Here is a 15,929-nt window from a genome sequence, read left to right as displayed (position 1 = left end):
CTGTCTAGGCCTCGGGGATGACCATGGCGAAGCGCTCTTCGCGGGCCTCATCGGGGTCGGGTCCGTTCCGGTTGCCGGTGTCCAACGAGTTGATGGTTGCCACCTCGGAGCCGGTGAGCTCGAAGTCGAACACGTCGAAGTTCTCGGCGATTCGAGCCGGGTTGACTGACTTGGGAATGGCGGACCGGCCTTCCTGCAGGTGCCAGCGGATCATCACCTGGGCGGGTGTTTTCCCGTGTGCGGCAGCTATCCCGGCGATGGCGGGGTCTTCCATGACATTCTTACGCTGCTCGCCCCAGCCCGGGTAGAAGGTGATCCCGCCGATGGGCGACCACGCCTGGGTGATGATCCCGTTCTCCGCATCGGCTGCCTGGACGTCCGGCTGTGTGAAGTACGGGTGCAGTTCTATCTGGTTCACGGCCGGAACCACATCGGTGGCGGCCAGAAGGTCCTTCAAGTGATGCGGCATGAAGTTGCTGACGCCGATGGCACGGACACGGCCGTCGTCGAGCAGTTTTTCCAGCGCCTTGTAAGCAGCAATCGTCTTGTCGAAACGGTCCGGTGCAGGCTGGTGCAGGATGAACAGGTCCAACTGCTCCACCCCCAGTTTTCCGGCAGCCTTATCCCACGCATGCAGGGTCTGGTCGTAGCCGAAGTCGCTGACCCAGACTTTGGTTTCAATGAAAACCTCTGCCCTGGCGAGCCCGGAATTCCGGATGCCCTGGCCGACTTCCCGCTCGTTGCCGTAGGCGGCAGCGGTATCGATGTGCCGGTAGCCGGCTGCCAGTGCGGACTCCACCGCCGCCGTTGTTTCTTCGGGCGCGCTTTGGAAGACGCCCAGTCCCAGTGCCGGCATGACCACGCCGTTGTTCAATGTGATGTTCATGGTTCCAGTCAACATGGCTGCTGATACCTGTGGGAGTGCATATCAGTACCCCTCTAAAACCGGTCACGGAGCGTAGCGTTGGGTTCATGACACACAGCGATGACGTGAGGAAGTTCCTGGCCTCCCGCCGTGCCAGGATCACGCCCGAGGAAGCCGGGCTTCCCGCTTACGGCGGCAACCGGCGGGTCAGCGGGCTGCGGCGGGAGGAAGTGGCGATGCTCGCCGGCATGAGCGTGGATTACTACATCCGTCTTGAGCGCGGAAACCTTTCGGGGGCCTCGGACAGTGTCCTCGAGGCGCTGGGGCGCGCACTGAAGCTTGACGACGCCGAGACGGCCCACCTTTATGACCTGGCGCGGGCAGCCACTGCCGCCCCCAGGGTCCGGCGCAAACGCAGCCCACAGACAGTGCGGCCAAGCGTGCAGCGTGTTGTGGATGCGATCACCACCGCCCCCGCGTGGGTGCGGAACGACCGTGGTGACGTCCTCGCCTCCAACGAGTTGGGCCGCGCCCTCTACCAGGACCTCATGGCCGAAGAGACCAAGCCGCCCAACAGTGCACGTTTCACGTTCCTCAACCCGAAATCGCGGGAATTCTTCTCCGATTGGGAGCGGGCGGCAGATGACATCGTGGCGGTTCTCCGCTCCACCGCCGGGAAGAACCCCTACGACAAAGACCTCACGGACCTCATTGGTGAGTTGTCCACCCGCAGTGAGGAGTTCCGCACCCGTTGGGCAAGGCATGATGTGAAATACCATCGCACGGGGCACAAACGGCTGCACCATTCGGTGGTGGGCGACCTTGATCTCAGCTTTGAGGCGTTGGAACTCGCCGCCGATCCCGGTTTGCGCATCAACGTCTACACGGCCGACCCCAACACCGCCTCAGAGGATGCGTTGAAAGTCCTGGCCAGTTGGGTGGCCACACAGCGCGAATCAGCCGTAACCCGGCCCGGATCGTAGGATGAAACGGACGAAAGGTGCCGTATCCCATGGTCACACGCCACGAAGTAGAGGCCGCATACACGCGTACATCCGGTTGGGTCCGCCACACCCCGCTGGCTGAGAGCGGCAACCGGGAGGCCTATCACCTCTGGTTCAAGTGCGAGTACATGCAGCACACCGGTTCCTTCAAAACGCGCGGTGCCTTCAACCGCCTGCTCACAGCCCAGGAGGACGGAGCTTTGGATCCGGTGGCAGGAATTGTGGTGGCCTCCGGAGGCAATGCCGGTTTGGCCAACGCCTACGCTGCTGCGAAGCTCGGAGTGCCCGCCACGGTGTTCGTTCCGGAATCCGCGCCTGCCAACAAGGTTCACAAGCTCTACGCGATTGGCGCGCACGTGGTCCAGGGCGGCGCCGAGTACGCCGAAGCGTACGCCGCGGCCGTCAGCTTCGCGGAGGAGAAAGGCGCCGTCTATTGCCACGCTTACGACCAGCCCGAGATCGTGGCCGGTGCCGGCGGTGTGGGGCTTGAGCTGCTGGACGAACTGCCCGACGTCGATTCCATCCTTGTTGCCGTAGGCGGCGGTGGGCTGATGGGCGGCATAGCCGCTGCCGTTGAAGGCAAGGCGCAGGTGGTGGGCGTGGAGCCGGAAAACGTTCCGACACTGCACACGGCCCTGGCCCAGGGTGAGCCCGTGGATGTTGCAGTGTCAGGAGTAGCCGCTGATTCGCTGGGAGCCCGGCGTATTGGCGGGATCGGCTTTGATGTTGCCCGGCGGGCCGGAGTACAGAGCGTCCTGGTCAGCGACGAGCTCATCATCAAAGCCCGGCGGAGGCTGTGGGAGGACCACCGGATAGTAGTGGAGCACGGAGCTGCTGCTGCCTACGCCGCGTTGCTCTCCGGGGCCCACACCCCCAACGATGGCGAGACGGTCGCCGTCGTACTGTGTGGTGCCAATACCGATCCCGCGCACTTCTAGAACCCAGCCGGAACGCAAGAATCCCCGCCGGGTGATGTCCGGCGGGGATTCGGCGTCGGCAGGGTGCCCTGCCGCAGGAACTACTTCTTGGGCAGGCCTGCCGGGTTCAGTTCGGACGCGGGGATTGCCTCGGAGGAGAGGCCCCAGCGGTCCAGGATCTGGGCGTAGCTACCGTCCTTGATCAGCTTGTTCAGGGCAGTTTGGGCAGCCACTGCCAAACCGTTGTCCTTTTTTGTGGTGAAAGCAATCTCAGCCTTCAACGGCCAGCCGCCCTCCACCGTTCCAACAGACTTGGTCTTGCCATCCCTGGCTGCCTTGTAGGCAGCAGAGGCGTTGGGCCCGAACGTCAGGTCCGCGCGGCCGGACTGAAGGGCCAGCTGGGAGGCGGAGTCGTCGTCGTAGTACTGGAAGTCAACGGGCTTCAGTCCGTTCTTCTTGTTCTCCTCGTCCCAGCGGACCAAGATGGCTTCCTGGTTGGTGCCGGAGCCCACCACGATGCGCTTGCCTGCCACGTCCTTGGCTTCCTTGATCTCGCCGATGTCCGAGTCGCTCTTCGCGAAGAAGCCCAGGAGGTCGTTGCGGTAGGTGGCGAAGTCGAACTTTTCCTTGCGTGCCTCGGTGACCGTCACGTTGGACAGCACGGCCTCGTACTTGCCGGATTCAACGCCAAGGGGCCAATCCGCCCATGCCACGGGGAGGACCTCCACTTGCAGGCCCAGGGTCTCGCCCACGGCGTAGGCGATGTCCACCTCGCTGCCGATCAACGTCTTGTTGTCAGAGGCGAACAGGCTGAGCGGTGCGGCACCGCCGGTGGTCACCACGGTCAATTTTCCGTCGGACTTGATGGCGTCCGGAACCTGGGCTGCAGCTGCCGGGTCCACTGTGACCTTGACCCGGTTCTGTTCGGGAGTCAGGTTGAACTCTTTGGTGCTTGAGGAAGCGTTCGCGCTTGCCGATCCCTGCGGTGCGGTGGTCCCCGTAGCGGCGGTGGCGCCGGGATCCGAGCAGGCCGCCAGGCCCAAGAGTGCGGTGGCGGCCAATGCCGCGGTAAGGCCGGTTTTGGCTGCGAAGCGTGCCATGGATTCTCCTTGATGACGCCGAAGCGTGGGTCTGATGCGAGCTTGTTGCTGCAACTATCCGGCAGCCTTTGGAGGACGGTCAAAGCGTTCTGACACGCTGGGATACAGGAGTTCACGGCGGTTAATCGCGCGTCGAACAGGGTCACATTCCGCCTGGAACGGGTGCCCCGAAACGGCGGCGACGTAGCTCACAGAAATAACCCGGGCACCGCCGTGGTTGTCGATAAAGTGCCCGCTGAAAGCTGGGCGCACTGCGAAACGTAACGAAAGGCCATTCCGTGACTGTTCCTCTTTCCATCCTCGACCTGGCGACCATCGGGAAGGGCCAGACGGTGGCGGAAAGCCTCGCGGGCAGCGTTGCCATGGCGCAGAAGGCAGAAGAAATGGGCTACCGTCGTGTCTGGTACGCGGAGCACCACAACATGTCCGCCATTGCTTCCTCGGCAACCAGCGTCCTGATCGCCCACGTTGCCGCCCACACCAACTCCATCCGCCTGGGCGCGGGCGGAGTCATGCTGCCCAACCACTCGCCGCTGACCATCGCGGAGCAGTTCGGCACGTTGGAAACCCTGCACCCGGGGCGCATTGACCTTGGCTTGGGACGCGCCCCCGGGAGCGACCAGAACACCATGCGTGCACTGCGCAGGGACCACACGTCCTCGGACAGGTTCCCCCAGGATGTTCTTGAACTCCAGGGCTACCTCACCGGCCCCACCCGCATCCAGGGAGTGGAAGCAACACCCGGCAAGGGAACCAACGTTCCGCTGTACATCCTGGGATCGTCCCTGTTCGGCGCACAGTTGGCAGCACAGCTGGGACTGCCCTACGCCTTCGCATCCCACTTTGCCCCGGCCGCGCTGCAGGACGCTGTTGCCATTTACCGCCGCGAATTCCAGCCCTCGGAGCAGTTGTCCCAGCCGCACGTGATCGCAGGAGTGAACGTCACCGCTGCGGACAGCAATGCCGAAGCCCAGGCCATCCACCTCGCAGTGAAGCGCGCCCGCGTCTCCCTGTTCTTCGGTGGTGGCCGTGAGTTCACCGACGATGAAGCAGACATGGTGCTCGATTCCCCGCAAGGCCAGCACATTGCCCAGATGATGAAGTTCTCGGCAGTGGGCACCGCAGGGGTTGTCCGCGACTACCTCGACGAGTTCGCCGGTTTTGCCGATGCTGATGAGTTGATTGTGGCGCACCAGAGCATCGGGACCGACGAGCGCTTGCGTTCGGTAGAACTGCTCGCCGAAGTTTCAGGGCTTGTTCCTGCCTGATTCCGGCAGCCCAGGCCGTAACACTGGAAAAGATTTAACGCTGTTGCAATAACAAGGTGTACGAGCGAAACACTTCGGGCGGAAACTGTAGCTATCCGCCCTCGGAAGGAATCGCCATGCCAACGCACCTGAACCAGTCCGTGGCCGACTCGGCTTTGCTGATGAAGTCACTTCCCCTTGGCCTCCTGCGTTCCACCGCCAGGCCACACGAGGATCACGGAATCACCCCGGAACTCATGGCGGACCTCAAAATCCTGGCCAGGGTTCCCGGGCTGTTGGTGGCGTGCAATTACGGCGGGACCTTGTGCTCAGCGGAGGGTGTATCCACCGAAACGCTTCCGCTGGACAGTGCCGCCGTGGCCCTGCGGGCGTTGGCCGCCCTGCCCAACACCCACGCCGCCATTATCTCCGGGCGGTCCCTGCGCGATCTGGCCGCCGTCTCCAGGTTGCCGGCCGAGGTCCACCTGGTGGGCTCCCACGGGGTGGAGTTCGACATGGGCTACGCGTACAACCTTTCGCTGTCCACCGAGACACTGCTCCAGCACGTGGCAACGGCGTTGACCGAAGCCGTGGCCTTTGAGAAGGGCATCAGCGTTGTCCGCAAGCCCGTGGGGGTCGCGGTCCACACACGTCCCGCCACCCAGGAAGTGGTGGACCGGGTGATTTTCCGCTCGCAACAAATCGCGATCGAATTCGGCCTGTACTTCATGATCGACGGCACCGTCCTGGACCTGACAGTGGAGGAACCCGCCAAGGGCCAGGCCCTGGAGCAGCTGCGCTCCCGGCTGGGTGTCAGTGCCGCCCTGTACGCCGGCGATGCCGAAAGCGACGAACGGGCGCTCGCCACCCTGCGCGGCCCTGACCTGGGCTTGCATGTAGGCGCAGGGGATACGACGGCGGCCCACACCATTCCGGACCCGGAGTCCTTTGCCCGTGTTCTGGCTTTGTTGTTCGAACTCCGCCGCGCATGGCTCTTTGGTGAGGACGCCGTAGGGCTCGAACGTCACTCGATGATCGGCAATGGAAGCTCCACTGCCCTGCTCACGCCGGACGCCAAGGTCTGCTGGATGAGCCACCCCCTGCCCGACTCCGGTTCTTTGTTCGCGCACATCCTGGGCGGCGATCCCGCAGGACATTTCAGCGTGGAACCCGTGAAAACCTCACCGGTGCTGGCCCAGCGCTACGTGGACAACACCATGATTGTGGAAACCAGGTGGGCGGACGTCACCGTGACCGACTACCTGGAGCCCGCTCCGGAGGGCATCACCAGCCTGGTCCGCGTCCTTTCCGGAACAGGCACGGCCAGGATCATCTTCGCGCCCAGGCCGGACTACGCCAATGCCCCGTTCAACATGGAGGCCCGCAACGGCGAGGTGCACATCATCGGCACGTCCGATCCCCTCATCCTTTCAGCGCCGGGCGTGGACTTCACCATTACCAGCGACGGCAAACACGCCACTGCCACCTCGGAGGTCGCCCTGGGCGACGGTCCGGTAGTGCTGAACCTGCGGTGTGGTGACACCGAGCCGCTGCCCGCGGACCCGGCCGGTGAACCTCAGCGGCGTGCCGCCGTCGGGCTGGTCATGCGGGACTGGGTCCGGGCGCTTCAGCTGCCCACCATGAAACCTTCCTTGGTGCGGCGCTCGGCGCTGGTACTCAAGGCGCTGGTCCACGAACCCACCGGCGCGGTGCTGGCTGCTCCCACCACGTCCTTGCCGGAAGGGATCGGGGGAACGCGCAACTGGGACTACAGGTACTGCTGGCTGCGCGATGGGTCCATGACGGTGAACGCCCTGGTTTCCCTGGGATCCACTGCCGAAGCGGAGGGCTTCCTGGGCTGGTTGGGACGCATCCTGGAGAACGCACCCGGGCCGGAGTGGCTGCACCCGCTGTACTCGGTGACGGGGGCGCCCCTGTCCACCGAAGCCATTGTGGAGAGCCTGCCCGGGTACGCCGGCTCGCGTCCGGTGCGGATCGGAAACGCGGCGGACCACCAGGTCCAGCTGGACGTTTTTGGGCCCATTGCCGAGCTGATCCATGACCTCGCCGAGCGTCGCGGTTTCCTTCCGGACGAGCACTGGTACCTCATGGAGCAGATGGCACACGCGGTGATGGCGCGCTGGCACGAGCCCGATCACGGGATCTGGGAAGCCCGGCGGGCACCACGGCACCACGTATATACCAAGGTGATGTGTTGGGTCACGCTGGATCGTGCGCTGAAGGCTGCCGCACTCCACGGCCGGACACCGCACGCCGGCTGGGCCACGGAAGCACACACCATCCGGGAAGAAGTCCTCCAGGAGGGCTGGGATTCCTCGGCGCGTTCCTACACCGTGGCCTACGACAGCCCGGACCTGGATGCGGCCGTGCTGCACATTGGAATCTCCGGACTCCTGGATGTTCAGGACCAGCGCTTCCTGGACACCGTCACCGCCGTGGAACGCGAGTTGCGTGTTGGGCCTACCGTCTTCCGGTACAGGTACGACGACGGCCTGCCGGGTTTGGAGGGCGGCTTCCACATCTGCACCACGTGGCTGATTGAGGCGTACCTGGCCGTGGGCCGCTTGGATGATGCCTTGGAACTGTTCAACCAGCTGGTGGCGTTGTTTGGTCCCACGGGCTTGCTGCCGGAGGAATACGATCCCTCAACGGAAACCCATTTGGGCAACCACCCGCAGGCCTACTCGCACCTGGGCTTCATCCGCTGCGCCCAACTCCTGGATCTCTACCTGGCCAGCGCCGACGTCGAATAACCCGGTTGGGAAAGGGGCGCTAGGCGAGCAGCAGTGCCACGGCGATCATGGCCGGGACAGCAACAATCGTGGTGATCAGCACGGTGTCCTTGGCAACCGTGAGCCCTGCCTTATACCGGTTGGCGGCCACGAACACGTTCTGGGCCGTTGGCAGTGCCGAGGTGACAACCACGGCAAACAACGCGTGACCGTCCATGCCCAACGCGAAGCGCGCGAACAAGTAGGCGATCAGGGGATGGACAATCAGCTTGAAGCCGCTGGCCAGCAGGGTATCCAGCCTCCGGCCCGCGGCTTTCTGCAGTGGCTTGGACCCGTTCAGGCTCATGCCGAAGGACATCAGCATTGCCGGAATCGCTGCACCGCCAATGAGGTGAATGGGCTCCAAAATCAGTGTGGGGACCTGGAAACCAGTGCCCGCCACCAGCAGTCCCAGCGCTGAGCCCACAATCATGGGGTTCTTCACGATCATCAACAGGAAACGCAGGGGAGTGGTGCGATGGCTGCTGGTGCTGGCATCCAACGCCATGAGGTACATGGGCGTGAAGAATGCCAGCTGGAAGATCAACAGGGGAGCCACGTAGCTGGCGTCACCCAGCACGAATACGGCGATGGGGATGCCCAGGTTGGCGGAGTTGGCCAGGGACGCGCTCATGGAGGACATCAGGGCTTCGGGCATGGCCCGCTTCAACCAGAATCTCGCCATGAGGAAAAAGAGCAAGCCCGTCGCTACGGCGCCCACGGCTGTGACCAAGAGGGGGGCGGCGAAGACGTCGTGCAGCTTGGCCTTGCTCAGGGTCTCGAACAGCAGAGCCGGGCTGGCTACGAAGAACGTCAGCGAACTCAGGACCGAGCGGGCGTTGTCGCCCAGGATGTTGCGGCGGCCCACAAACATGCCCACCAGAATGATGGCCCACACCACAAAAAACCCGGACAGTACGCCGATCATGGCAGTGTGCGGGTGGGGTTTTGGTGGATCACGGTTTCCAGCCTAGCCAATGCCTCCGCAGGAGTAAGCGTTTTCTCGCGATTGTCCCGTTATGCGGACTCACAAAGCGCTCGACGTCGGCACCCACCTGGGCGCCGACGTCGAGCGTTGTTGTGGAACTTTAGCTGAGGTGCGCCGCGTTGCTGAGCGCGTGCGGCGGGCGCATGAGCCCTGGTGTGTGTGCCTCGGCGGGGTCGTTGCCGAGCTGCAGGATTTTGTTGTCCTCGCCAACGTGGACCACTTTGGGTTCGTAGGCGCGGGCTTCTTCCGTGGTCATCTCCGCGTAGGTGATGAGGATGACGGTATCGCCAACATGGACCATATGGGCGGCCGCTCCGTTGATCCCGATCACGCCCGAACCGCGCTCGCCGGCAATGGTGTAGGTCTCCAGACGGGCTCCGTTGGTGACATCCACAATGGACACGAGCTCGCCCGGGAGGATGTCGGCCGCATCCAGCAGGTCCAGGTCGACAGTGACCGAACCGACGTAGTGGAGGTCGGCGTGGGTCACCGTTGCGCGGTGGATCTTGGACTTGAACATTGTGCGGATCATAGTGCCCCCAGTTTAGCGCGCCACCCTCGTCCGGCGCTGTGACGTACCAGACGTTCGCGTTCTTGGCGCTGGTGGAAAGGCTACTTTAGTGGCCGACGTAAGGCCCTGGCCGCGGCCATTGCTTCTTCAGCAACGATTTCGTAATTGTCTGCTGGTGCGCTGAGGGCTACAGAGTGCTCGCCGTATTTCTCGAAAGCGAGTTGTACGAGGTCGGCGGCCTTTTCAATCCCCAGCGCCAGCACTATGTGGCCAAGATCCTCAATGTCTTTCGCCCGCTCCGCCGCTATCTTCATTGCTGCCAAGGTGGGCAGGTCGGCGAGCTGGATGGCTGATGAGGTCCCCTTTGGGCCTGCGATCCAACGCGCTTCTTCGGGGAGGAAGGCTGCTGCATTGCTGTTTAGCCACTTCGGGGGCAACCCGTACTCCTGTTCCATCCCGGCGGCCACTTCATCCACGTCGTCCTTGGGAGCGTATCGTGCATCAATATCGCCGGTCGCACGGTCCAAGATGCCATGGAGCAGGAGTGCGGCACCACCTACGATTTGGATGTCCAAGGTGATGCCGCGGGCTCCAAGCCGGGCTTCCAATTCGCGAAGCAGTTCAACCACGTCGTCACGTCGGAATTCGAGCACCGTCAAACCGTGGCCAAATCTCTCTCGCGGATCCAAACGTTCATGGCAGCGATTTCAGCGGGAGTCTCACTGCGGATGAGGTCCTTCATCCGGTCGCTGACCGGATGAAGCTTCTCGGCCAGAAAAACCGGCTGCGACGATGCCCTGGCGTTTTTCGCCCACTTTGGTGCGGGCGATCCGGTTTTGGCTGACACCCATAGAGTCACCGCGCCAAGGGCTGCCCGGTAGGCGTCGTCATTGAAGGAAGGGGCCGTGGGCATCAGTGCCCGGCCCGCAGTGAGCGAGGAGTTGGTGTATTCGCCCAGCAACCGAATCGCGTAGTGGTAGTCGCCCTCGTTCAGAGTGCGTGCAAAGTCTCCCGCGAATTCATGGGAAGAGCTGTCATTGGAGGTTATTTCCAGGCCGAGGACTTGCATCGCCTTCAGGGCCAACCCGAAGGATGCTCCTTCCTTTCCTGATTCCAGGTCCACAATAAACTTGCGGGAAGCTCCGACGGAGTCGGCCAAGGCTTGTTGAGTATAGCCTCGGGCCTTCCGTCGCTCGCGTATGGTGTGGCCAATAGCCTCCGCGTTCATATCCATCTTAGTATTATGGCACCATTCGGTTACATTTTGTTCGTACTAGACCCAGCTTTAACTAAGAGCCTCCTGGAAGCGCCGCAGACGCATCACTAAGCTCGTAGCGCACCAGCTCCTCGCCTGCGATGACCAGCTGCCGCAGCTCAGCCAATCCGCCGGCCACCACCCCGGCAGCGCGTGCCTGCACCAGGACGTTGCCCTGTGCGGTCGCTTCCACAGGTCCGGCGACCACAACTTTGCCCGTGGCGGCTGCCGTCAGTTGGCACAGGAGCCGGTTCTGCGAACCGCCGCCCACAATGTGCACCACGGCGGTGCTGCGACCGGTAAGACGTTCGGCGTCGGCCAGCGTGCGCGCGTAACCGGCCGCGAGGCTGTCCATGATGCAACGCACGACGGCGGCAGGCCGGTCCGCGAGTACCGCGCCGGTGTTGCGCACAGCTGCGCGGATCCGGTCCGGCATGTTGTCAGGGGCGGTGAACGCAGGATCGTCAGCGTTGATCTGCGGACCTCCTGCTGGCAGCGCCGCCGCCGAGTCGAGCAGGGCCGGGAGTGCCTGGCTGAATCCTTGGGCAGCCCATGCGCGCTGGCATTCGCTCAACAACCACAGGCCGCCGACGTTGCGCAGGTACCGAATAGTGCCATCCACGCCACGTTCGTTGGTGAAGTTGGCCTTGCGGCTCGCTTCCGTCAGTACGGGCTTGTTCAGTTCCACTCCCACCAGCGACCACGTGCCGGAAGAGATGTAAGCGAAATCCTGGTCCCCGGTTGCACTCAAAACCTGGGCGGGGACGGCGGCGACGGCCGAGGCAGTGTCGTGCGAGCCCACAGCCACCACCGTGGTGTCAGCGGGCAGACCCGTCTGCTCAAGGATCGCCGGCAGGAGCGTGCCCACGGTTTCTCCGGGCTGGATGAGTTCCGGGAAGATGTTCCGGGGCAGGCCCAACGCGTCCAGGAACTCCGTGGCCCACTCGCCCGCAACGGCGTCGAAGAGTCCGGTGGTGGAGGCATTGGTGGCCTCCGTGCGGCGAACACCGGTGAGCAGGAAGGCGATCAGGTCCGGAATCAGGAGGGCCTGCAGCCCAGCCAGATTTGGTTCTGCAGCGAGCTGGTAAATCGTGTTGAACTGCAGATACTGCAAGCCTGTGGTGGCATACAGCTTCTCAGGGGAAATGACCGCATGGACCCGCTCCACCGTGGCCCGGCTGCGCTCGTCCCGGTAGCTGAACGGAACCGAGGTGAGGTCGCCGGCGTCGTTCACTAATCCGTAGTCCACTGCCCAGGTGTCGATGCCGATGCTGGCGATACGCTCGCCGCTCGTGGCCGCCACGGAAGCGGCAGCCGCCAGGCCCTTGAGTACCTCAGCGAAGAGAGCGTCGAAGTCCCAGTGGAGTCCGCCGTCGAGCTCCACCACCCCGTTGGGAAAGCGGTGGATCGTCTCGAGGGACACGCCTGTGGAGGGAGAGACGCGGCCCAGCATGACGCGGCCCGAGGACGCGCCGATGTCGATGGCGGCAAACACTCTGTTGCGGTCTGCGGGAGCGGACACCGCCCCGGCGTGTGCCGGGGCGGTGCTCGCGGTGGTTCCGTAATTCACTGTCAGTCCTAGCGGAGGAAGGCTGCTGCCACGCCGGCGTCCACGGGGATGTGGAGGCCGGTGGTGTGTGACAGTTCGTTGCTGGTGAGCACGGCGGTGGCGTTGGCCACGTGTTCCGGGAGGACTTCGCGCTTGAGGAGCGTGCGCTGGGCGTAGTACTTGCCCAGTTCCTGCTCGTCCACGCCGTACACCGCGGCACGCTTGGCGCCCCAGCCCCCGGCGAAGATGCCGGAGCCGCGGACCACGCCGTCGGGGTTGATGCCGTTGACGCGGACACCGTACTCGCCCAGTTCAGCGGCGAGCAGGCGGACTTGGTGGGCCTGGTCCGCCTTGGTGGCGGAGTAGGCGATGTTGTTGGGGCCGGCGAACACCGAGTTTTTGGAGGAGATGTAGATGATGTCTCCACCAAGGCCCTGATCGATCATGACTTTGGCTGCGGCCTTGGACACCAGGAACGAGCCCTTGGCCATGACGTTGTGCTGCAGGTCCCAGTCCTTCTCGGTGGTTTCCAGCAGCGGCTTGGAGATGGACAGGCCGGCGTTGTTGACTACCAGGTCCAGGCCACCGAACGCGAGCACGGCTTCCTGGATGGCAGCGGCGATCTGCGCTTCGTCGGTCACATCGGCCTGGACGCCGATGGCGACGTCGGAACCGCCCAGTTCCTCGGCGACCTTCTGTGCGTTCTCAAGGTTCAGGTCGGCAATCACTACGCACGCGCCGTCGGACGCCAAACGGGTGGCGATCGCCTTGCCAATGCCCGACGCCGCACCCGTCACCAGGGCGATGCGGGTGGCGTGGGACTTGGGCTTGGGCATCCGGGCGAGCTTGGCTTCTTCCAGCGCCCAGTACTCGATGCGGAATTTCTCGGATTCCTCGATCGGGGCGTAGGTGGAGATGGCCTCGGCGCCGCGCATCACGTTGATGGCGTTGATATAGAACTCGCCGGCCACGCGTGCGGTCTGCTTGTCCTTGCCGAAGGAGAACATACCCACGCCCGGGACCAGCACGATGGCCGGGTCCGCACCGCGCAATGCCGGGCTGTTCTCGTCAGCATGGCGGTCGTAGTACGCCTGGTAGTCCTCGCGGTACGCGGCGTGTAGTTCCTTGAGCCGGGCCACCGAGTCTTCGATCGAGGCATCGGCCGGGAGGTCCAAGACCAGCGGCTTGACCTTGGTACGCAGGAAATGGTCCGGGCAGGACGTGCCCAGTGCACCGAGGCGCGGGTGCTCTTCCGCAGCGAGGAATTCAAGCACGACGGCGTCATCACTGAAGTGCCCCAGCTGCGGTTTGTCCGTGGAGGCCAAGCCACGGATCGCCGGAGCCAGGGCAGCTGCCTTGGCACGGCGCTCAGCCTCTGGGAGGGCACCGTAACCGGGAAGCTGGGCGCCGAAGGGCTCGGGCTTGCCGTTGTCCTTGATGTAGTTCTCAGCCTGATCAATGATCCACAACGAGTTCGCCTCGGCCTCTTCGGACGTGGCACCCCAGGCGGTGATGCCGTGGCCGCCCAAGATGGTGCCGATGGCCTGCGGGTTTGCTTCCTTAATCGCGGCAATGTCCAAACCGAGCTGGAAACCGGGCCGACGCCACGGAACCCAGACAACTTTGTCGCCGAACACCTTGGAGGTCAGTGCTTCGCCGTCAACGGCGGTTGCGATCGCGATGCCGGAGTCCGGGTGCAGGTGGTCAACATGGGCAGCGTCCACCAGTCCGTGCATGGCGGTGTCGATCGACGGCGCCGCGCCGCCCTTGCCGTGCAGGCAGTAATCGAACGCGGCCACCATTTCGTCTTCGCGCTCGACGCCGGGGTAAACGGACTTGAGTGCCTGCAACCGGTCAAGCCGGAGTACTGCCAGGTTTTCCGCCTTCAGGGTGCCGAGGTCGCCGCCGGAGCCCTTGACCCAGAGGAGCTCGACGTCCTGACCCGTCACCGGGTCCTTCTCGGTGCCCTTCGCGGAGGTGTTGCCGCCGGCGAAGTTGGTGTTCCGTTTGTCCGCGCCGAGGCGGTTGGAACGGGAAATCAGCTCTTCAACAGTCTTGCTGGTCATCTTTTACGCGCCCCATCCGGCTTGCTGGCCGCCTGCGCGGTCCTCGTTGATCTTCTTCTGGTAACCGCTGGCCTTGTACGCAGCCATCGGATCGGCGGGCAGGCCGCGGGATTCGCGCCACTCGGCCAGGATCGGGCGGACGTCAGTGTAGAAGGCATCGTTGAAGATGCCGTTGGCAGCCAGGACATCCCCGGCACGCTGGGCTTCGGAGAGTGCCGCGGTGTCTACCAGCAGGGCCCGGGCTGTCATTTCCTGGACGTTGAGCACCGAGCGGATCTGTCCCGGGATTTTCTCTTCCAGGTTGTGGCACTGGTCCAGCATCAGCGCGACGCCGGAATCCTTGCCGAAACCGCCGCCACGGATGACCTCGTGCATGATGCGGAACAGCTGGAACGGGTCAGCTGCGCCAACAATCAGGTCATCATCGGCGTAGAAGCGTGAGTTGAAGTCGAACGAACCCAGCTTGCCCAGGCGCAGGAGCTGCATCACGATGAACTCGATGTTGGTGCCCGGCGCGTGGTGGCCGGTGTCCAGGCAAACGAAGGCTTTCTCGCCCAGGGCAAGGGTCTGCGCGTAGGAGGTACCCCAGTCCGGAACATCGGTGTGATAGAAAGCCGGCTCGAAGAACTTGTACTCCAACACCAAGCGCTGCTCATCACCGAGGCCCGTGTAGATCTCCTGCAGGGACTCGGCCAAGCGGTCCTGTCGGCCGCGCATATCGTCCTGGCCAGGGTAGTTGGTGCCGTCAGCCAGCCAGATCTTCAGGTCCTTGGATCCTGTGGCGTGCATGATGTCGATGCACTCAAGGTGGTGATCGATCGCGCGGCGGCGCACGGACTCATTGGAGGAAGTCAGGGAGCCGAACTTGTACTCGTCATCCTGGAAAGTGTTGGAGTTGATGGTGCCCAACCCAACACCCAAGCCTGCGGCGTATTCGCGGAGTTCGGAGTAGTCATCCACCTTGTCCCACGGAATGTGCAGGGCCACCGTCGGGGCCAAGCCGGTGAGCTCGTGGACTTTGGCGGCGTCGGCGATTTTTTCCTGAACGGTGCGGGGAGTACCCGCGGTGCCGAAGACCTTGAACCGGGTGCCGGAGTTGCCATAGGCCCAGGACGGCACTTCAATGGCCAGTTCCCCTAGACGGCCCAGGGCCGATTCTGTGGTGTTCATGCTTGTTCCCTTTGGTCTGAGTGCTCTGCGTGTTCTGGGTGGTTGGTGCTGCTGGTGCTGCCGCCGGATGCTGCGATGCCTGCGGCGGCGAGCTGGTCTTCGAGGTTGAAAACTTCCTCGACGATTTCGAAGCCCTGATCCGGAGGGAGGTCGCTGTTGGCGAACAGAGTGGCCATCTCCGATTGCCAGCGGGCGTTGACGTCTGTCAGCGCCATCCGGGCTTGCGCGTCTGCATAGTCTTCGCATTCCAAATAGCCGATCAGCTGGCCGTCCGGGGCGAGGAACAGGGAGTAGTTGTTCCACCCTGCGCTTTTCAGTGCGGACAGCATCTCCGGCCATACGGCGGCGTGGCGCTGCTTGTATTGGTCCATCAGTGCCGGCTGGACGGAAGAGCGGAAACAAACCCTCATGTGAAGTTCTCCGGGGTACTCGTCTTTGAATCGTTTCATTTGTTACGATTCAAAC

The 15,929-nt window shown here is 63.5% G+C and carries 14 protein-coding genes; 4 read left to right on the top strand and 10 right to left on the bottom strand.

Going from position 1 to position 15,929, the window contains the following annotated elements:
• Nucleotides 1–4: 4 nt before the first annotated feature.
• Nucleotides 5–886 carry an aldo/keto reductase gene (locus JOE60_RS16310; protein WP_204814951.1) on the bottom strand — a complete coding sequence of 294 codons (882 nt, stop codon included), beginning with the start codon at nucleotides 884–886 and terminating at the stop codon, nucleotides 5–7.
• 86 nt (nucleotides 887–972) lie between these two features.
• Between JOE60_RS16310 and JOE60_RS16305 the strand changes: the two genes are divergently transcribed.
• Together JOE60_RS16305 and JOE60_RS16300 are read left to right on the top strand one after the other, a co-directional pair.
• Nucleotides 973–1,848, top strand: coding sequence for a helix-turn-helix transcriptional regulator (locus JOE60_RS16305; protein WP_167267698.1), 876 nt, complete (start codon nucleotides 973–975; stop codon nucleotides 1,846–1,848).
• A 29-nt stretch (nucleotides 1,849–1,877) separates the two neighbouring features.
• On the top strand, nucleotides 1,878–2,807 hold the full coding sequence (locus JOE60_RS16300; protein WP_167267696.1) for a threonine/serine dehydratase: 930 nt from the start codon (nucleotides 1,878–1,880) through the stop codon (nucleotides 2,805–2,807).
• Between the two features lie 80 nt (nucleotides 2,808–2,887).
• On the opposite strand, the gene JOE60_RS16295 is transcribed toward JOE60_RS16300, so the two are convergent.
• A complete protein-coding gene (locus JOE60_RS16295) occupies nucleotides 2,888–3,886 on the bottom strand; it encodes an ABC transporter substrate-binding protein (RefSeq protein WP_167267694.1) in 999 nt (332 codons plus the stop codon).
• Between the two features lie 278 nt (nucleotides 3,887–4,164).
• On the opposite strand from JOE60_RS16295, the gene JOE60_RS16290 reads away from it, so the two are divergent.
• Both JOE60_RS16290 and JOE60_RS16285 read left to right on the top strand, forming a co-directional pair.
• Complete coding sequence (locus JOE60_RS16290; protein ID WP_167267692.1) at nucleotides 4,165–5,154, top strand: LLM class flavin-dependent oxidoreductase; 990 nt, start codon at nucleotides 4,165–4,167, stop codon at nucleotides 5,152–5,154.
• A gap of 116 nt (nucleotides 5,155–5,270) precedes the next feature.
• On the top strand, nucleotides 5,271–7,907 hold the full coding sequence (locus JOE60_RS16285; protein WP_167267690.1) for a trehalase-like domain-containing protein: 2,637 nt from the start codon (nucleotides 5,271–5,273) through the stop codon (nucleotides 7,905–7,907).
• A 19-nt stretch (nucleotides 7,908–7,926) separates the two neighbouring features.
• Here JOE60_RS16285 and JOE60_RS16280 read toward each other — a convergent pair whose 3' ends face one another.
• The 8 genes from JOE60_RS16280 to JOE60_RS16245 form a co-directional block, all read right to left on the bottom strand.
• A complete protein-coding gene (locus tag JOE60_RS16280; RefSeq protein ID WP_167267687.1) occupies nucleotides 7,927–8,853 on the bottom strand; it encodes an AEC family transporter in 927 nt (308 codons plus the stop codon).
• Nucleotides 8,854–9,013: 160 nt separating this feature from the next.
• Nucleotides 9,014–9,445 carry an aspartate 1-decarboxylase gene (gene panD / locus JOE60_RS16275; protein ID WP_204814950.1) on the bottom strand — a complete coding sequence of 144 codons (432 nt, stop codon included), beginning with the start codon at nucleotides 9,443–9,445 and terminating at the stop codon, nucleotides 9,014–9,016.
• Between the two features lie 80 nt (nucleotides 9,446–9,525).
• Nucleotides 9,526–10,077, bottom strand: a complete 552-nt coding sequence (locus JOE60_RS16270; RefSeq protein WP_314323412.1) for a DUF6036 family nucleotidyltransferase — start codon at nucleotides 10,075–10,077, stop codon at nucleotides 9,526–9,528.
• Nucleotides 10,078–10,079: 2 nt separating this feature from the next.
• Nucleotides 10,080–10,658, bottom strand: coding sequence for a helix-turn-helix domain-containing protein (locus JOE60_RS16265; RefSeq protein ID WP_167267685.1), 579 nt, complete (start codon nucleotides 10,656–10,658; stop codon nucleotides 10,080–10,082).
• 55 nt (nucleotides 10,659–10,713) lie between these two features.
• Nucleotides 10,714–12,249 (bottom strand): FGGY-family carbohydrate kinase, encoded by a 1,536-nt coding sequence (locus JOE60_RS16260; RefSeq protein ID WP_167267683.1) that lies wholly within the window; start codon nucleotides 12,247–12,249, stop codon nucleotides 10,714–10,716.
• An 8-nt stretch (nucleotides 12,250–12,257) separates the two neighbouring features.
• Entirely contained in the window at nucleotides 12,258–14,294 is a 2,037-nt protein-coding gene (locus JOE60_RS16255) for a bifunctional aldolase/short-chain dehydrogenase (RefSeq protein ID WP_167267681.1), read from the bottom strand.
• 3 nt (nucleotides 14,295–14,297) lie between these two features.
• The gene (rhaI, locus tag JOE60_RS16250) at nucleotides 14,298–15,464 is read right to left on the bottom strand and encodes an L-rhamnose isomerase (RefSeq protein ID WP_167267679.1); all 1,167 of its coding nucleotides are present in this window, start codon (nucleotides 15,462–15,464) and stop codon (nucleotides 14,298–14,300) included.
• Complete coding sequence (locus tag JOE60_RS16245; RefSeq protein ID WP_167267782.1) at nucleotides 15,461–15,874, bottom strand: L-rhamnose mutarotase; 414 nt, start codon at nucleotides 15,872–15,874, stop codon at nucleotides 15,461–15,463. Before JOE60_RS16245 ends, rhaI begins: the two co-directional genes overlap by 4 nt.
• Nucleotides 15,875–15,929: the final 55 nt, after the last annotated feature.

Origin of the sequence: Paenarthrobacter ilicis, from assembly GCF_016907545.1 — a bacterium.
Taxonomy (GTDB): Bacteria; Actinomycetota; Actinomycetes; order Actinomycetales; family Micrococcaceae; genus Arthrobacter; species Arthrobacter ilicis.
Note: the sequence above shows the minus strand (reverse complement) of the source record. Positions and strands in the feature narration are given on the sequence as shown.

Excerpts from the sequence above, each read along its gene's own strand:
- JOE60_RS16305 (WP_167267698.1), top strand. The coding sequence starts at position 973 with ATGACACACAGCGATGACGTGAGGAAGTTCCTGGCCTCCCGCCGTGCC.
- JOE60_RS16295 (WP_167267694.1), bottom strand. The coding sequence starts at position 3,886 with ATGGCACGCTTCGCAGCCAAAACCGGCCTTACCGCGGCATTGGCCGCC.
- JOE60_RS16300 (WP_167267696.1), top strand. The coding sequence starts at position 1,878 with ATGGTCACACGCCACGAAGTAGAGGCCGCATACACGCGTACATCCGGT.
- JOE60_RS16310 (WP_204814951.1), bottom strand. The coding sequence starts at position 886 with ATGAACATCACATTGAACAACGGCGTGGTCATGCCGGCACTGGGACTG.
- rhaI (WP_167267679.1), bottom strand. The coding sequence starts at position 15,464 with ATGAACACCACAGAATCGGCCCTGGGCCGTCTAGGGGAACTGGCCATT.
- JOE60_RS16265 (WP_167267685.1), bottom strand. The coding sequence starts at position 10,658 with ATGGATATGAACGCGGAGGCTATTGGCCACACCATACGCGAGCGACGG.
- panD (WP_204814950.1), bottom strand. The coding sequence starts at position 9,445 with ATGATCCGCACAATGTTCAAGTCCAAGATCCACCGCGCAACGGTGACC.
- JOE60_RS16285 (WP_167267690.1), top strand. The coding sequence starts at position 5,271 with ATGCCAACGCACCTGAACCAGTCCGTGGCCGACTCGGCTTTGCTGATG.
- JOE60_RS16280 (WP_167267687.1), bottom strand. The coding sequence starts at position 8,853 with ATGATCGGCGTACTGTCCGGGTTTTTTGTGGTGTGGGCCATCATTCTG.
- JOE60_RS16245 (WP_167267782.1), bottom strand. The coding sequence starts at position 15,874 with ATGAGGGTTTGTTTCCGCTCTTCCGTCCAGCCGGCACTGATGGACCAA.
- JOE60_RS16255 (WP_167267681.1), bottom strand. The coding sequence starts at position 14,294 with ATGACCAGCAAGACTGTTGAAGAGCTGATTTCCCGTTCCAACCGCCTC.